This window comes from Mycobacterium sp. NGS64, assembly GCF_059812245.1.
The window spans coordinates 67,438-83,160 of sequence record NZ_JCALCI010000008.1 but is presented as its reverse complement, the minus strand read 5'-3'; the positions used below and the strand labels follow the sequence as shown (position 1 = coordinate 83,160).

At 69.9% G+C, this 15,723-nt stretch carries 14 protein-coding genes and 1 tRNA gene; 3 read left to right on the top strand and 12 right to left on the bottom strand.

The window, feature by feature from the left end:
* Positions 1 to 55 precede the first annotated feature (55 nt).
* Both AC5Y4S_RS25360 and AC5Y4S_RS25355 read left to right on the top strand, forming a co-directional pair.
* A complete protein-coding gene (locus AC5Y4S_RS25360; RefSeq protein WP_500035336.1) occupies positions 56 to 805 on the top strand; it encodes a maleylpyruvate isomerase N-terminal domain-containing protein in 750 nt (249 codons plus the stop codon).
* Positions 806 to 833: 28 nt separating this feature from the next.
* Positions 834 to 1,751, top strand: a complete 918-nt coding sequence (locus AC5Y4S_RS25355) for an LLM class F420-dependent oxidoreductase (RefSeq protein ID WP_500035335.1) — start codon at positions 834 to 836, stop codon at positions 1,749 to 1,751.
* Here the strand turns inward: AC5Y4S_RS25355 and cydC are convergent.
* The 10 genes from cydC to AC5Y4S_RS25305 form a co-directional block, all read right to left on the bottom strand.
* The gene (gene cydC / locus AC5Y4S_RS25350; RefSeq protein WP_500035334.1) at positions 1,735 to 3,375 is read right to left on the bottom strand and encodes a thiol reductant ABC exporter subunit CydC; all 1,641 of its coding nucleotides are present in this window, start codon (positions 3,373 to 3,375) and stop codon (positions 1,735 to 1,737) included. The two genes, AC5Y4S_RS25355 and cydC, sit on opposite strands and share 17 nt — an antisense overlap.
* Entirely contained in the window at positions 3,362 to 4,951 is a 1,590-nt protein-coding gene (gene cydD / locus AC5Y4S_RS25345) for a thiol reductant ABC exporter subunit CydD (RefSeq protein WP_500035375.1), read from the bottom strand. The genes cydC and cydD overlap by 14 nt, the downstream gene beginning before the upstream one ends.
* A gap of 80 nt (positions 4,952 to 5,031) precedes the next feature.
* Positions 5,032 to 6,072: a cytochrome d ubiquinol oxidase subunit II gene (gene cydB / locus AC5Y4S_RS25340; protein ID WP_500035333.1), complete on the bottom strand. Its 1,041-nt coding sequence runs from the start codon at positions 6,070 to 6,072 to the stop codon at positions 5,032 to 5,034.
* 11 nt (positions 6,073 to 6,083) lie between these two features.
* On the bottom strand, positions 6,084 to 7,550 hold the full coding sequence (locus AC5Y4S_RS25335; RefSeq protein ID WP_500035332.1) for a cytochrome ubiquinol oxidase subunit I: 1,467 nt from the start codon (positions 7,548 to 7,550) through the stop codon (positions 6,084 to 6,086).
* 43 nt (positions 7,551 to 7,593) lie between these two features.
* A complete protein-coding gene (locus tag AC5Y4S_RS25330; protein ID WP_500035331.1) occupies positions 7,594 to 8,187 on the bottom strand; it encodes an HdeD family acid-resistance protein in 594 nt (197 codons plus the stop codon).
* Positions 8,188 to 8,235: 48 nt separating this feature from the next.
* Positions 8,236 to 9,564 (bottom strand): adenylate/guanylate cyclase domain-containing protein, encoded by a 1,329-nt coding sequence (locus tag AC5Y4S_RS25325; RefSeq protein WP_500035330.1) that lies wholly within the window; start codon positions 9,562 to 9,564, stop codon positions 8,236 to 8,238.
* A gap of 25 nt (positions 9,565 to 9,589) precedes the next feature.
* Positions 9,590 to 10,102 carry a DUF488 domain-containing protein gene (locus AC5Y4S_RS25320; protein WP_500035329.1) on the bottom strand — a complete coding sequence of 171 codons (513 nt, stop codon included), beginning with the start codon at positions 10,100 to 10,102 and terminating at the stop codon, positions 9,590 to 9,592.
* Between the two features lie 53 nt (positions 10,103 to 10,155).
* On the bottom strand, positions 10,156 to 12,636 hold the full coding sequence (locus tag AC5Y4S_RS25315; protein ID WP_500035328.1) for a PE family protein: 2,481 nt from the start codon (positions 12,634 to 12,636) through the stop codon (positions 10,156 to 10,158).
* Between the two features lie 26 nt (positions 12,637 to 12,662).
* The gene (locus AC5Y4S_RS25310; protein WP_500035327.1) at positions 12,663 to 13,004 is read right to left on the bottom strand and encodes a hypothetical protein; all 342 of its coding nucleotides are present in this window, start codon (positions 13,002 to 13,004) and stop codon (positions 12,663 to 12,665) included.
* A 9-nt stretch (positions 13,005 to 13,013) separates the two neighbouring features.
* Positions 13,014 to 13,087: transfer RNA gene (locus tag AC5Y4S_RS25305), tRNA-Leu, on the bottom strand.
* Positions 13,088 to 13,181: 94 nt separating this feature from the next.
* On the opposite strand from AC5Y4S_RS25305, the gene AC5Y4S_RS25300 reads away from it, so the two are divergent.
* Positions 13,182 to 13,811, top strand: a complete 630-nt coding sequence (locus AC5Y4S_RS25300; RefSeq protein ID WP_500035326.1) for an ANTAR domain-containing response regulator — start codon at positions 13,182 to 13,184, stop codon at positions 13,809 to 13,811.
* 193 nt (positions 13,812 to 14,004) lie between these two features.
* On the opposite strand, the gene AC5Y4S_RS25295 is transcribed toward AC5Y4S_RS25300, so the two are convergent.
* Both AC5Y4S_RS25295 and AC5Y4S_RS25290 read right to left on the bottom strand, forming a co-directional pair.
* Positions 14,005 to 15,204 (bottom strand): lipid-transfer protein, encoded by a 1,200-nt coding sequence (locus AC5Y4S_RS25295; protein ID WP_500035325.1) that lies wholly within the window; start codon positions 15,202 to 15,204, stop codon positions 14,005 to 14,007.
* Entirely contained in the window at positions 15,201 to 15,644 is a 444-nt protein-coding gene (locus AC5Y4S_RS25290; RefSeq protein WP_500035324.1) for a Zn-ribbon domain-containing OB-fold protein, read from the bottom strand. The genes AC5Y4S_RS25295 and AC5Y4S_RS25290 overlap by 4 nt, the downstream gene beginning before the upstream one ends.
* Between the last annotated feature and the right edge of the window lie 79 nt (positions 15,645 to 15,723).

Sequence of the window (15,723 nt, the reverse complement as noted above, 5' to 3'; positions counted from 1 at the left end):
CCGTGATGTCGGAAAACCGCTAGCCCTCGGTCGCGACGGCCGGTTGGCTGGGACTATGACCGAAATCGTGAACCTGCGCGATGACGCCATGTGCGAGCTGATTTCGAGCCTGTCCACGTTGCAGGCGACCGCGCCGACGTGGTGTGCGGGGTGGAGCGCGCACGAGCTCGCCGCCCATGTCGCGGCCGCCGCGGAGGAGCGCGCCAACCTCATCGAGGACCACCTCGCGGGCAAGCCCAGCCGGGCGACGCGCTCGTGGGAGGTGCGCGAGCCGCCGTTTCGCGCGCTGCCCGACCATCTGCTGCGAGAACGGTTGGTGGCACACGCCATTCGTTTCGAGCAGAAGGTGGCGGCCCTCCCCGAAGGCGACGCCGTCATGTACACGGGCTGGGGCATGACCGCCCAACGGTTGCGGATGCACAGCCACAGCGAGGCGGTGCTGCATCGATGGGACCTCGTCGGCGACGACGACGTCAGCGTCCGGTTGCTCTCGGATCCTTCCATGGTCGCCCACGCGCTCGCCGCGTTCGACGCGCTGCCCGCCTTGGCCGAAGCCCGGCGATGGCGCGACGCGGATGTCCTGTCACGCCAGGTGATTCTGCGTACCGGTGCCGGTCCAGACATTTTCGTGACGCCGGGGGAGGCGCCGTCGGCTACGGGCAACGGCAACGGCGTGGTGATTGAGCTGCGGCCCCACGAGCTGCCCCTTCTCCTTTGGGGACGCTGTCCGGCACGGCTGCGTGACCCGAACGCCAACGCCGAGACGCTGGAGGACGCGTTGGCGCGTCTCTGTGGTCAGGAATGACAACCGGGTCGGGTGCGTTGATGGCGGCATGGCCACAGGAATCATCATCAGTCCACACTCGAATGCCGGCAACCTCGTCGACGACGTGATCGAACAGGCCAGGCGCGCACACGAACTCGGCGTTGGTCAGGTCTGGCTAGCCCAGCGCGTCAACTACGACGCGATTTCGTTGGCGGGTTTGATCGGAGCCGCCGTGCCGGGGCTCGGCGTCGGCACCTCGGTGGTGCCGATCAACCCACGACACCCGTTGATCGTCGCGTCGTTGGCGCAGACCGCTCAGGCCGCCGCGCACGGCAACTTCAGCCTCGGCCTCGGATTGGGCGCCCGTCAAATCGAACGGCAGACTTTCGGCGTCGACTGGTCGAACAGCATCGAACGATTGCGCGACCATCTGACGATCCTGCGCTCCGTTTTCGACAACGGCAGCGTCGACTTCCGGGGCGAGGAGCTGGGCGCAAGCCCCGCCTGGCCGGTGCAGGTCGCCGGCGGCACGCCCGTGCCGCTGTACGTGGCCGCGATGGGGCCCAAGGCGTTACGCGTCACCGGCGAACTCGCCGACGGCACGCTGCCGTACCTGGCCGGCCCCCGCACCATCGGCGAATTCATCGCACCGGCGATCAGCAAGGCCGCCGCCGAGGCGGGCCGGCCCGCGCCACGCGTCATCGCCGCGGTGCCCGTGGTGTTGTCGGACGACGCCGACGCCGCGCGCACCTACGCCGCCGAGCAGCTGGGCTTCTACCAGACCATCCCGTCGTATCAGAAAGTCATCGCCCGAGAGGGCGTCGACAGCGTGACCGAGCTCGCCGCGATCGGGTCTGAGGATGCGGTGGTCAAGCAGTTGCGCCGCTACCTGGATGCCGGGGCGACGGACGTGGTCCTCAGTCCGTTGGACGACTCCGAATCCGTTGACCGGGAGGCGCTGTGGAGGCTTACCGCGTCGCTGTGAGCGACAGCTCGCGACAGCCAATCCCGTTGGGCAAGTGGTGAGTAGCCACTACGACAGTCCGGTCGGAGCACATGAGGCCATTCGGGCCCAATAGATCGCGAAGGATCGGTTCGGCGTCGGCCGCGTCGAGGTGCTCGGTGGGCTCGTCGAGCAACACGATCCGGGCCGGTGAGATCACGGCGCGGGCCAACAACAGCCGTCGGCGCTGACCCGCCGAAACCGCCTGCGCGCCACCGGTCAACACCGTGGACAGGCCGTCGGGCAGGCCGGCGAGCCAGCGGCCGAGGCCGACCGCCTCCAGCGCCGCGGTCAGTTCCTCGTCGCCGCAGTCCCCGCGGGCGGCCAGCAGGTTGTCGCGGACGGTGGTGGCGAAGACGTGCGCGTCCTCGGCGAAAAAGCACACCGCCCTGTGCAATTCGTCTTCGTCGAAGCTGGCGAGGTCGGTGCCGGCCAGCAGCACCCGACCGTCCAGCGGGGGCAGCAGCCCGGCGAGCGTCATCAGCAGCGTCGTCTTGCCCGAACCGCTGGCGCCCGTGACGGCCAGCCGGGCGCCCGGCGGCAGCCCGAGCTCCACCCGGGTGAGCCGGACCGCGTTCGGGTGGCCGTAACAGACATCGACCTCTAGGGCGCCGGTGCGGGCGGGCACCGGCGCGCCGCTGTCCTTGGGTTGGTCCGGGGGAGCCAGGTCGAGGAGGCGACGCGCCGCGATCCGTGACCGCGTCAGCTGGACGGCGGCGGCCGGCAGCGCCGTCGTCGCCTCGAACGCGGACAGCGGCAACAACATCAGGACGGCCAACGTGGTGGGCGCGACAGTGTGCGCCAACCCGATCCCGGCGACCACCGCGCCGAGCACGCTGGCCCCGATCGCCGCCGTGGGCATCGCCTCGGCGATGGCCGCCGGTCGCGCCGCGGCGTCAAGGGCGTCCGCCCAGGCGCGGTGGCGGCGTTGCGCATCGGCGATGACACCGGGCAGGGCGCCGGCGACGCGCAGCTCCGGGGCGTGTTCGAGGGCGACCATCGCCGACGTATCACGGTCGGAATGGTGTTGGCGGGCAACCTCTTCCTGCGTCGCGGCGGCCTTGCCCGCCAGCCGCGGGGCAACGTAGCCGGCGATCAGCAGGCAGGCGGCCAGCACCGCTGCCGCCGTCTGCGAGATGGCCGCGACGACCGCCGTCGCCGCCACCGCGAGCACCGCGGCGACGGCGATCGGCACCACCGCTCGCACCAGCACATTGGCCAGCTCGTCGACGTCGGCGCCCACCCTGGCCACCAGCTCACCGCTGTGCAGGCGGACGGCGGCCGCCGCGGGGCCGCGGGCGAGTCGGTGATAGATCTGCGCCCGCGCCGTCCCGGCCGCCCGCAGTGCGGTGTCGTGGGTGGCCAGCCGCTCGCAGTAGTGCAGCACGCCCCGCGAGATCGCGAACGTGCGCACCGCCACGACGGCGATGGACAGGTCCACCACGGGCGGCATCTGCCACGCCCGCGTGATCAGCCAGGCCGACACCCCGGCCAGGGCCAGGGCGCTGCCCAGCGACAGCACGCCCAGCCCGATGGCCGCGAGCATTCGCGGCACCCGCGGGCGCAGCAGGCTCGCGCTGGCCAGGAGGAGATCAGACCGCGGCATGCCGCACCTCCGCGTCGGCGGCCACCTCGACGACCCGCTCACCGATTGCGACGACGGGCTCGCGGTGCCCGACGACCACCACCGTCGAACCGGAGCGTGCGCGCTCGACGATCGCCCGCAGCACAAGCTGTTCGGTGCGCGCGTCCAGGTGCGCGGTCGGCTCGTCGAGCAGCAGCACCGGGGCCGCCGAGCCGAGCGCCCGGGCCAGGCCGAGCCGTTGGCGCTGGCCCAGCGACAACCCGACGCCGCCGCGACCGAGCACGGTTTCCATCCCGTCGGGCAGGTCGGCCAGCACTGCATCGAAACCCGATGCGGCGCAGGCCTCGTCGATGTCGTCGAGTGTTCCCAGCAGGTTCAGGTTGTCCCACACGGTGCCCGGGACGAGGACCGGCCGCTGCGGTAGCCAGGACAGCTGTCGCCACCACGCGGCACGGTCCAGGTCGGCGACGTCGACTCCGGCCACGGTGATCCGGCCGGAGGACGGCGCGGTGAGGCCGGCGATCACCTGCAGCGTGGTGCTCTTTCCGGCGCCGTTGTGCCCGGTCAGCACCGTGACCCGACCGGGCTCGAGCACCGCGGTCAGGTCGCGGGGCGCGTGGCCGTCGCGGCCGAGCACGCTGATGTCCTCGATGCGGAGCTGCTTGCCGCGGGCGTCCACGGTCTGGCTTCGTACCGTCGTGTCGGGGGTCTCGCCGATGAGGGCGAACGCCTTGTCGGCGGCGGTCCTGCCCTCCTGGGCGGCATGGAATTCCACGCCGATGCGCCGAAGCGGCCAATAGACGTCGGGCGCCAGCAACAGCACGGTCAGGCCGGTAGTCAGCGTCATCTCGCCGAACAGCAGGCGAAGGCCGATGCCGACCGCGATCAGTGCCACACCGAGCGTGGCCAGCAATTCGAGCACCAGCGCCGACAGGAACGCGATCCGCAGCGTCGCCATCGCCGAACGCCGATGGGCCGCAGCCAGTTCGGCGATCCGGTGTTCCGGCCCGTGCCCGCGGCCCAGCGCGCGCAGCGTCGGGATGCCGGCGATCAGGTCCAGCAGCCGGGCCTGCAGGGTCGTCATGGCCTCCAGCGCCGCCGCCGATCGGTCGGCGGTCGCCAGCCCGATCAGCACCATGAAGACCGGTATCAGCGGCAGGGTGATCACCACGATCACCATCGATTTCGGGTCGTAGAGCGCGATCACGGCGACGGTGGCCGGGGTCAAGATCGCGGCGAGCAGCAAGGTGGGCAGATATCCGGTGAAGTAGGGCCGCAACCCGTCGAGGCCGCGCGTCACCACGACGGCGGCGGCATCGCGCTGCGCGGCGAGTTCGGCCGGCTGCCGGGCGGTCACCGCGGCCAGCACCTGCCCGTTGAGGTCGGCGATGACCGCGCCGGCCCCGCGCTGGCCCAGGCGGGCCTGCACCCAGTGCGTCACCGTGCGAACGAGCCACAGCGCCAACAGGATTGACAGGGGGCCAAGCCACGCGCGCAAGCCGCGCGCCGGGGGGTCGCCGACGACGCGGGCCACGACGCCGGCCAGGACGATCGCCGAGCCGATCGCGCAGCCGGAGATCACCACCCCACAGCCCACCGCGGCGACCAGGTAGCGCCGCAACGCGGTCGACGCCCGCCACAGTCGCGGGTCCAGTGGCGCTCGTGAGCTCCGTGCGGTCAGGACGCGCGCCTCGCCAGGCCGATGGGGGCCGGTATCCGCTCGGACGAGATCCGTTGCCGGAACACCCAATACGTCCATGCCTGGTATACGACCGTCAGCGGAGCCATGATCGCCGTCACCCAGGTCATGATCTTCAGGGTGTAGGGGGTCGACGAGGCGTTGTAGATCGTCACGCTCCACTGGCTGTTCAGCGTCGAGGGCGCCAGGTTCGGGTACAACGAGCCGAACAACAGAATCACTACGGCCGCCACCACCACGGCGGTACTGGCGAAAGCCCAGCCCTCCGACGCGCGCCGCCACACCAACAGCACGGCCGCCAGCTGGACGACGACCGCGACCCCCAGCACGACCCAGGTCCAGCCCTTGCCGTGCGCCAGCTGGGTCCAAAGCCCAAAGGCCGCAACCAGTCCCGTGACCGGCAACGACAACCACACCGCGAACCGGTGGGCGTCGTCCCGGATGGTGCCCGAGGTCTTCAACCCGACGAACACCGCGCCGTACATCAGGAACAGCCCGGCGGTGGCCAGGCCGCCCAGCAGCGTGTAGGGGTTGAGCACGTCGGTGATCGACAGGTTGACGTGGCCGGCGGCGTCCACCGGCAGCCCGCGGACCAGGATGGCGAAGGCGACGCCCCACAGGGTGGCGGGCAGCCACGACCCGGCGGCGATCCCGAAATCGGCCCAGCGGCGCCATTTCGTGTCGTCGATCTTGCCGCGCCATTCGATCGACACGGAGCGCACGATCATGCCGAACAGGATCGCCAGCAGCGGCAGGTACAGCGTGGAGAACACGGTGGCATACCAGCCGGGAAAGGCGGCGAACATCGCCGCGCCAGCCGTGATCAGCCAGACCTCGTTGCCGTCCCACACCGGCCCGATGGTGTTGAGCGCCGTGCGGCGATGCAGCTCCGGGTCGCCGATGCCGAAGCGGGCGAACGGTTCCATGAGCATGCCCACGCCGAAGTCGAAGCCCTCGAGGATGAAGAAACCGAGGAACAGCATCGCGATGATGCCGAACCACAATTGTTGCAATGCCACCGGTCAGCTCCTTAGTACGCGAACGAAAGTGGCGCCACGTCGTCCTCGCTGGGCGCTCGGGGCGGTGCCGGTTCGGCGTCGTGTTCCTGTGGGCCCGCAGCGATGTAGCGCCTGAGCAGGTAGAACCAGATGACCGCGAGCACCGCGTAGACGAGGGTGAAGGTCACCAGGGATGTGACCACCATTCCGGGAGCATGGTTGGAGACGGCTTCGTGAACGGTAAACCTCACCTGTTGATCGCCGGTCGGGTTCGGAACGACGATCCAGGGCTGGCGGCCCATCTCGGTGAACACCCACCCGGAGATGTTGGCCAGGAACGGCGTTGGAATTGTCAGCAGCGCAAACCACGAGAACCAGCGCTGGTTGGGCACCCGGTCGCCGCGGGTGAACCACAACGTCGCGAGCGCGAACAGCACCGGAATGGCGAGGAATCCGATCATCGCGCGGAATGACCAGTAGGTGACGAAAAGATTGGGCCGGTAGTCGTTCGGCCCGAATCGGTGCTCGAAGTCCTGCTGGATGTTGCGCACACCTTGCAACGTGACACCGCTGGTCTTGCCCTCGGCGAGGAACGGCAACACGTACGGCACCTCGATCACGCGGGTGATGCTGTCGCAGTTGTTGTGTGTGCCGACGGTCAGGATCGAGAAGTTCGGATCGGATTCGGTGCTGCACAGCGATTCCGCAGACGCCATCTTCATCGGCTGCTGAACGAACATCAGCTTGCCCTGGCGGTCCCCGGTGAAGAACAGCCCCACTGCGGCGAGCAGCACCACCCAGCAGCCCAGGATGGCCGCGGGGCGAAACACGTTGCGGGCGTCGGCTTCGGAAAGGGCGGATGCCGGATTGCGTGAACGGATCAGCCACCACGCGCCGACGGCGGCGACGAAAGTTCCGGCGGTTAGCAGCGCCCCTGTCACCGTGTGCGAAAACGCTGCCAGCGCGGTGTTATTGGACAGCAGCGCGAAGATGCTGTTCAGCTCGGCGCGGTGCGTCGTCGGGTTGTAGTGCGCGCCGACCGGGTGCTGCATGAACGAGTTCGCCACGATGATGAAGAACGCGGACACGTTGACGCTGATCGCGACGATCCAGATGCAGGCCAGGTGTAGCAGCCGCGGCAGCCGGCTCCAGCCGAAGATCCACAACCCGAGGAAGGTGGATTCGAAGAAGAACGCGAAGAGGCCCTCCATCGCCAGCGGCGCGCCGAAGATGTCGCCGACGAACCGGGAGTACTCGCTCCAGTTCATGCCGAACTGGAACTCCTGGACGATCCCGGTGGCCACACCGATGGCGAAGTTGATCAGGAACAGCTTGCCGAAGAACTTGGTCAGCCGGTACCAGGCCGTGTTGTCGGTGGCCACCCACATCGTCTGCATGACCGCGAGCAGGGGAGCCAAGCCGATGGTGAGCGGCACGAAGATGAAGTGGTAGACGGTGGTGATACCGAACTGCCACCGCGAAATATCGACGACATCCATCTGTCATCTCCCTACTGCGGGTATCTACGACACACTGTAGTAGCTAGGTGGCGTCGGCGCCACGCCCCAGTTGTTTGGAGGCCTTGCGGATGCCGAACGACGACACGATCTCGAAAACGCCGATTACCACGAACCAGACGCCGACCACGATCGCCAGGGTGACGATGGAGTCGAACGGCGACGCCAGGACCACGATTCCGGCGAGCAGGCTGATCACGCCGATGAAGATCGACCAGGCCCGCCCCGGTAGCACCGGATCGCTGATTGCCGAGACCGTCGTGGCCACCCCGCGGAAGATGAACCCGATGCCAATCCAGATGGCCAGCAACAGGACTGCGTATCCCTGACCGAAATGCCGAAATGCCAAGACCGCCAGGATGAGTGACGCTGCGCCGCTGATGAACAACAAGATCCGGCTTCCCGCCGAGACGTGCAGGCTGAACGCGAAGACGACCTGCGCGGCGCCGGTGATCAACAGATAGACGCCGAACGCGACGGCGGCAGCGAGAATGGAGATTCTCGGCCAGGCAAGGATCACGACGCCGACGATGAGCGACAGGATTCCGGAGGCCAGCGCCGATTTCCACAAGTGCGGCAACAAGCTTGGGACAGGGACGGTTCCAGGCGTGGTTTGCATGGCCGAAGTCTGGCACAAACCGCGGACCGGGGGATAGGGACTTTCGGCTCAGACGCGCGCGGTGCGCGGTTCGTCGGCGGACAGGTCGGCGGGCTCCTCGGTTGCCTTGCGCCCGATCAGATACCAGGTCCGCATCGGGCCTTTGCCCTTGACCTCGATGCTGCCCCGTTCCTGCAGCACGAATTCGTCTTTGAGCCGCTCGTACATCGCCTCGGGCACCTGGATCCGGCCCACCGAGTCGGTGGATTCCATCCGGGAGGCGACGTTGACCGCGTCGCCCCATACGTCGTAGAAGAACCGGCGCGAGCCGACGACACCGGCGACCACCGGGCCGCAGGCCATGCCCACCCGCAGCGGGATCGGCTCACCGTGCGGATCCCTCAGTCCCGCTGCGACATTGGCCATGTCGAGCGCGAAATCCGCCAGGGCGCGGGAGTGGTCCGGCCGCGGCCGCGGCACGCCGCTGACCACCATGTACGAGTCGCCGCTGACTTTGATCTTCTCCAGGCCGTGCTTGTCGACGAGGGCGTCGAACGCGCCGTAGAGGCGGTCGAGGAAACGCACCAGGTCGGCGGGCGGCGTGCTGCTGGCGCGCTCGGTGAACCCGACGATGTCGGCGAACAGGACCGAGGCGTCGTCGTACTTGTCGGCGATGACGCTGCGGTCGGGCTCCTTGAGGCGCTCGGCGATGCTGGCGGGCAACATGTTTTCCAGCAGCGTCTCGGAGCGCTCGTACTGGGCCTCCATCACCGCCTCGGCGCGGGCGGTGTCGCGCAGCGCGAACCACACCGTCACGACCACCATCACGACGCTGGAGACGGCGGTGACGACGAAGCCCGTCGACGTCGCCCAGGCCGGCTGTAGTCCGGTGTTGCGCGGGACCAGGAATTCCACCGCGATGATCAGGCCGGCGGCCACGGCCGCCAGCCCGGACGCCAACACGATGTGCTCGATGCCCAGCAGCAACACCACGATGCAGGCGCCGACCAAAAAGAAGAACTGCGACCCGGATCCCGTGCCGACGTCGAGGCAGCTGGCGAAGACGGAGACGTAGGCCGCGCAGATAAAGGTAAGCGGGGCAACCAAATCCCCGAACCGCTGCAGCCACGGCACCATCGCGAAGACCATGGCGCCGATCACGTTGATGGAACTGACCTGCCACGTCCAGGAATCGGTGGCGATCTGCACGACGACGAAGCTCACGCTGACCATCACGGCCAGCCAGGAGGTGATCATGAGGATCCGACCCCGGCGCGCAGCGCTGGCGGCGTAGTGCTGGTTGCGGTCGCGGGTCTGCGCCCGCACCGCGGCGACGCAGTCCGGGCTGTTCGACGAGCCTTCTGACCGGGGTGGGGCTCCGCATTTCTTCGCGCCCACGTTCAAAGCGTAACCGTTGACCTCGTCATTTGTCGGGTGCCTGGTCAACATCGCCGGTGAGCCAGTCCGATGGCGGGTGTGGCGCCAGCGAGCCGTTGGGCATGATGTGCTGCACCGGGTGCCCGTCGCGGGTGGCCAGGTCGGCGATCATGCGCCGGTGACAGCGCCACCAGGTCGGCTCGCCGCACATGATGGCCACGTCGCCGACCTCGGCGTCGTAGAGCAACCGCTCGTATGCCGCCCGGAACTCCGGCGTGCGGGTATGCGCCGCGTAGTTGGCGAACGCCGGGTTCTCCCACCACTGGTCGCGCGGCAGCGGGGCGGCCGGCGGCTTGCGCCGCCCACCGAGATCCGGCTCGTGGCGATAGGCGATGCCGGCGGCGTTCAGCCAGCCTGGCATCGCGTCCTTGGACACGTCGGGGTTGCGGCGCGAGCCGGGGAAACTGCGCACGTCGACCAGCAGCGTGATGCCGTGCCGGCGAAGCGCGGCGGTGAGTTCGTCGGCGGTTTTCGCGCCGTGTCCGATGGTGTACAGCATCGCGTGGGGGATGCCCCGGCCACCAGCCGCGTTAACCCGGGGCTCGCTGCTTGCTAAGTCAACCCATCATTCCCGCGGACCAGTCCGGTGCCACCGGTCCCCGGCGTACCCGGCCCGATCGCCGTACCAAGCCCCGCGTTGCCGCCATTACCTCCGTCGCCGAGCAGCCCGGTGCCGCCGTTACCGCCGTTCCCGCCGGTGGTCGCGCCGTCGGCGCCCGCGCCGCCGTCACCGCCATCGCCGATCAGCCCACCCTTGCCGCCGCCGGCTCCGTTGCCGCCGAGGGTGAGGCTGCCTTGGCCGCCGGCGCCGCCGGCCCCGCCGGAACCGGCGATCGCTCCGGCATTGCCGCCCGCCCCGCCGGCACCGCCGGCTCCGCCGCTGCCGCCGGCTCCGCCGGTTCCGCCGGCGCCGAACAGCATCGCGGCCGCGCCGGCACCGCCGTCCCCGCCGGTGGTGCCGCCCCATCCGCCCGCGCCGCCGTCCCCGCCGGGACCGCCGAGCAGGCCGCCGGCGCCTCCGCCGCCACCGTTCCCGCCGGTGACGGCGCCGAAGCCGCCGGTGCCGCCGACGCCCCCGGCGCCCAGGTACGTTGCGGACCCGCCGGCGCCGCCGGCACCGCCGGCGAGGACGTTGCCCAACCCGCCGGCGCCGCCGCCACCGCCGGCACCAAACAGCACAGCGCCGCCATTCCCACCGTTCCCGCCGGTGGTGCCGCTGAAGCCACCGACGCCGCCGGCTCCGCCGGCGTTAACCAGCGCGGCGCCGCCGTTGCCCCCGTTCCCGCCGGTGCTGCCGACGATGCCGACTCCGCCGGGTCCGCCGCCACCGCCGGAGCCGAACAGCCCGCCTGGGCCGCCGTTCCCGCCGTTGCCGCCGCCGACTCCACCGACGAGCAGTCCCTTTCCGCCGGCGCCGCCTCCGCCGCCGCTGCCGATCAGCCCGGCGGCCCCGCCGTTGCCGCCGGGCTGGCCGGCGACGGTGGTCGAGGCCAGCCCCGATCCGCCGGCTCCGCCGCTGCCGAACAGCCACCCGGCATTCCCGCCGTCGGCTCCGGTGCCCGGTGCCCCGGGGACTCCGTTGCCTACCAGCGGGCGGCCCGTCAGCATCTCGATGGGGCCGGGCGGCAGTGCCGGCCCTGGGTGCAGCCCGCCCGCATACGAGCCGGGGATCAGCCCGGTGCCGGCCGCGCCGCCGGTGCCCGCCGAAAACTGCGTCACACCCAGTCCGGGGTTGCCGCCGTTGCCACCGACGCCGATTGTCGCGGCGCCGCCGGCCCCACCGTCACCACCAATGCCGCCGCCGGAGAACCCGCCGGCGCCGCCCTCACCGCCGTTGCCGATCAGGCCACTCTTGCCGCCCGGCCCGCCGTGCCCGCCATTGGTGAAGCCGTTCAAGCCGGCGCCGCCGGCCCCGCCGCTCCCGGAGATGATTCCGGCGTTGCCGCCGGCCCCGCCGGCCCCACCGATGCCGCTGTTGCCCTGGCCGCCGGTGCCGCCCGCCCCGCCGGCGCCGAAGAGCATCGCGGCCCCGCCGGTGCCGCCGTTCCCACCGTTGGTGGTGCCGTAAGCGCCGGAGCCGCCGGCCCCGCCGACACCGCCAAACAGCCCACCGTTGCCGCCGGCCCCGCCGTCCCCGCCGGTGACGTTGCCGGCACCGCCGTTGCCGCCAGCCCCGCCCGCACCGTGGAACAGGGCGGCCCCGCCGGCCCCGCCCACGCCGCCCGTGGCGCCAGATCCGCCGGCACCGCCGGCCCCGCCGGCGCTGAATAACCCTGCACCGCCGGCCCCGCCGGCACCACCGGTAGCGGCGCTGTGACCCCCGATGCCGCCGACACCCCCGGCACCGAACAGCCCACCGGCGCCGCCGACGCCGCCGTTTCCGCCGCTGGTGGTGCCCAACCCGCCGGCGCCGCCGACGCCGCCCGCTCCGAACAGCCCGCCGGCCCCGCCGGCGCCGCCGTTGCCGCCGCTGGTGATCCCTCGGCCGCCGGCCCCGCCGGCGCCACCCGTGCCGATGAGCCCGGCCGTCCCGCCGTTACCGCCGTTTTGGCCGGCCCCGGTCGTCGAGTTCGCGCCGGACCCGCCGGCACCACCGTTGCCGAACAGCCATCCGCCGTCGCCGCCGTTTGCCCCACTGCCCGGCGCCGCGTTGGCGCCGTTGCCGATCAACGGGCGCCCAGTGAGCATCCGGATCGGACCCTCGGCCGCCGCGGAGCCCGGGCTGAGCGCACCGTTCAGGCCCTGCTGGATGCTGGCGACCTCGGTACTGACGTAGGCGAACGCAGCCGCGTTGAGGGTTTGCACAAATTGGTTGTGAAACGCTGCGGCCGTTTCGCTCAGCGCCTGAAATTCGGCGCCCTGCTGCGAGAACAGCGACGCGATGGCCGCCGAAACCTCGTCGGCGGCGGCGGCCAGCACCCCTGTCGTGGGCGCGGCTGCCGCCGCGCTGGCGGACGTAACCATCGAGCCGATGCCGGCCAGATTTGTTGCCGCCGATGCCATGATCTCCGGTGCCGCGATCACAAACGACATCTGATACCTCCGCTACTCAAAGGCAATCAAGGTGTCGCCACCGCATTCAGCGACATATGGATGTTAGGGGCCTTCGGCATGAATGTCGGCGGTTTTGGTCGAATTCCCTTTCTAGTCGGCGCGGGAGGCAACAAGACGAACCAAGGAAGGGAGTCGATCGCGAAATCGCCGCCAGCGGCCTGGATTTCGAGGCGCCGGCCGGTGACCATGCGGGAATTGTCACAAGCGCCGTTGTGAACAAGCGGGTCGGGGTGCAACGCCAGGTAAACATATTCGGCGGAATATTTGGCGTGCGGAATCCGGTCGGAAGCCGGGCGTCCGCGGCCCATACCAAATGCCGGCCAAGAAGGCGGCTTGCTGAGCCTCATCACATTGAGTGCCCTCGGTGGGATTCGAACCCACACTGGACGGGTTTTGAGTCCGTTTCCTCTGCCAGTTGGGATACGAGGGCTGGGCAGCCTCCCACCATAGAGGATCGGTGCGCCGATCGGTTCTCACCGCCCCCGAGTTCGCTGGTGGCGGGCATGCACGACACAATGTCCGTCATGACAGGCCCCAAGACCGACACCGACGCCGCTGTGCCGCGCCGGGTCCTGATCGCGGAAGACGAAGCGCTCATCCGGCTGGACCTGGCCGAGATGCTCCGAGAGGAGGGCTACGAGATCGTCGGCGAGGCGGGCGACGGCCAGGAGGCCGTCGAACTCGCCGAGCGCCACAAGCCAGACCTGGTGATCATGGACGTGAAAATGCCACGCCGCGACGGCATCGACGCGGCCTCGGAGATAGCCAGCAAGCGCATCGCGCCGATCGTGGTGCTGACCGCGTTCAGCCAGCGCGACCTGGTCGAGCGCGCCCGCGACGCCGGCGCGATGGCCTACCTGGTGAAGCCGTTCACGATCAGCGACCTGATTCCGGCCATCGAATTGGCGGTCAGCCGGTTCAGCGAGATCACCGAGCTGGAACGCGAAGTGGCGACGCTGTCCGACCGGCTGGAGACCCGCAAGCTCGTCGAGCGCGCCAAGGGCTTGCTGCAAACCAAGCAGGGCATGACCGAGCCCGAGGCGTTCAAGTGGATCCAGCGCGCGGCCATGGACCGGCGGACCACCATGAAGCGGGTGGCCGAGGTGGTGCTGGAGACCCTCGGGGACACCCCCAAAGACGCCGCTTCGGAGTAGCGCCGCAGCTTTGGGTGTGCATTGACGGCTTTGCATGTGCATCCAGGGCGGGAAGACCGCCCAAATCTCGCCCTGAGTACACGTCGAAAACCTTCAGTTCACACGCGACGGCCAACGGCGCCGAGACTGCGCTCAGATCGCGATTTTTGGCGATTCGACGCTCTGGTTGCAGTCTCGGCGCAAACCGAGCGAACTAGCGGGCGACGATCACTGACGAGCCGTGGCCGAACAGGCCCTGGTTGGCGGTGATGCCGACGGTCGCGCCCTCCACCTGCCGGCCGGTGGCCTGGCCGCGCAGCTGCCAGGTCAACTCGCAGACCTGCGCGATCGCCTGGGCGGGAATGGCCTCTCCGAAGCACGCCAGCCCGCCGGACGGGTTGACCGGGACCTTGCCGCCGATGGTGGTGGCGCCGCTGCGCAGCAGCGCCTCGGCCTCGCCCTTGGCGCACAGGCTCAGGTGTTCGTACCAGTCGAGCTCGAGCGCGGTGGACAGGTCGTAGACCTCGGCCAGGCTGACGTCTTCGGGCCCGATGCCCGCCTCGGCGTACGCGGCGTCGAGGATCTGGTCCTTGAACACCCGCTCCGGCGCGGGCACCGCGGCGGTGGAATCCGTTGCGATATCGGGCAATTCGGGCAGGTGCTGCGGGTAGCGCGGTGTCACGGTGCTGACCGCGCGCACCGACGGGACGCCGTCGAGCGAGCCGAGGTGCTTGCGGGCGAATTCGGCGCTGGCCACGATCAGCGCGGCGGCGCCGTCGGAGGTGGCGCAGATGTCGAGCTGCCGCAGCGGGTCGGCCACCACGGGGCTGGCGAGCACGTCGTCGACGGAGGATTCCTTGCGGTAGCGGGCATTTGGGTTCTGCAGGCCGTGCCGGGAGTTCTTCACCTTGACCTGTGCGAAGTCCTCGGGCGTGGCGCCGTAGAGATCCATCCGGCGCCGCGCGAGCAACGCGAAGTAGACCGGGTTCATCGCCCCGATGAGGTGGAACCGCTGCCAGTCCGGGTCGTTCTTGCGCTCCCCGCCGACGGGGGCGAAGGCGCCCTTCGGGGTGGTGTCGGCGCCGATCACCAGCGCGACGTCGCAGAAGCCGGCCAGGATCTGCGCCCGGGCGCTCTGCAGCGCCTGCGAACCGCTGGCGCACGCGGCGTAGCTGGAGCTGACGGGGACACCGTTCCAGCCCAGCTTCTGCGCGAACGTCGACCCGGCGATGAAACCCGGATAGCCGTTGCGGATGGTGTCGGCCCCGGCGACGAGCTGGATCTGCCGCCAGTCCAACCCGGCCTCGGCCAGCGCGGCGCGCGCGGCCACCACCCCGTATTCGGTGAAGTCGCGGCCCCATTTGCCCCACGGGTGCATGCCGGCGCCGAGGATGTACAGCGGTTCCGGAGTCATGGCGCCACCTTCCACGCGTGCACGATGCGCCGCACGCCGTCGTCGTCGGTGTACAGCGGCATGGTGGTCAGCTCCATCTCCATGCCGACCTTCAAATCCTCGGCCAGCGTGCCCTCGACGACCTTGCCCAGCACGATCAGCCCCTCCTCGGCCAGCTCCACCGCCGCGATGGCGAACGGCTCGAAGGGGTCCGGGGCGGGGTAAGGCGCCGGCGGCGGATACCGGTTCTCGGTGTAGCTCCACAACGTCCCCCGGGTCGACAACGCGACCGGCTCCAGCGTGTCGCTGGTGCACGCCGGGTTGGGGCAGTTGTTCTCGCGCGGCGGAAAGACGTAGGTGCCGCACTCGGGGCACTTGCTGCCGATCAGATGGGCGCTTCCGGCGTCATCGGTGGCGAACCATCCGTCGATCGCGGGTTGTTGGCTGGTGACCTCGGGCACCGGCCAACACTACCAAGCGCTTGTTTGGGGACGCCAGGCTTCGTCACACCGGGTGCCTAGAGTGAATGCCGTGCCCGCC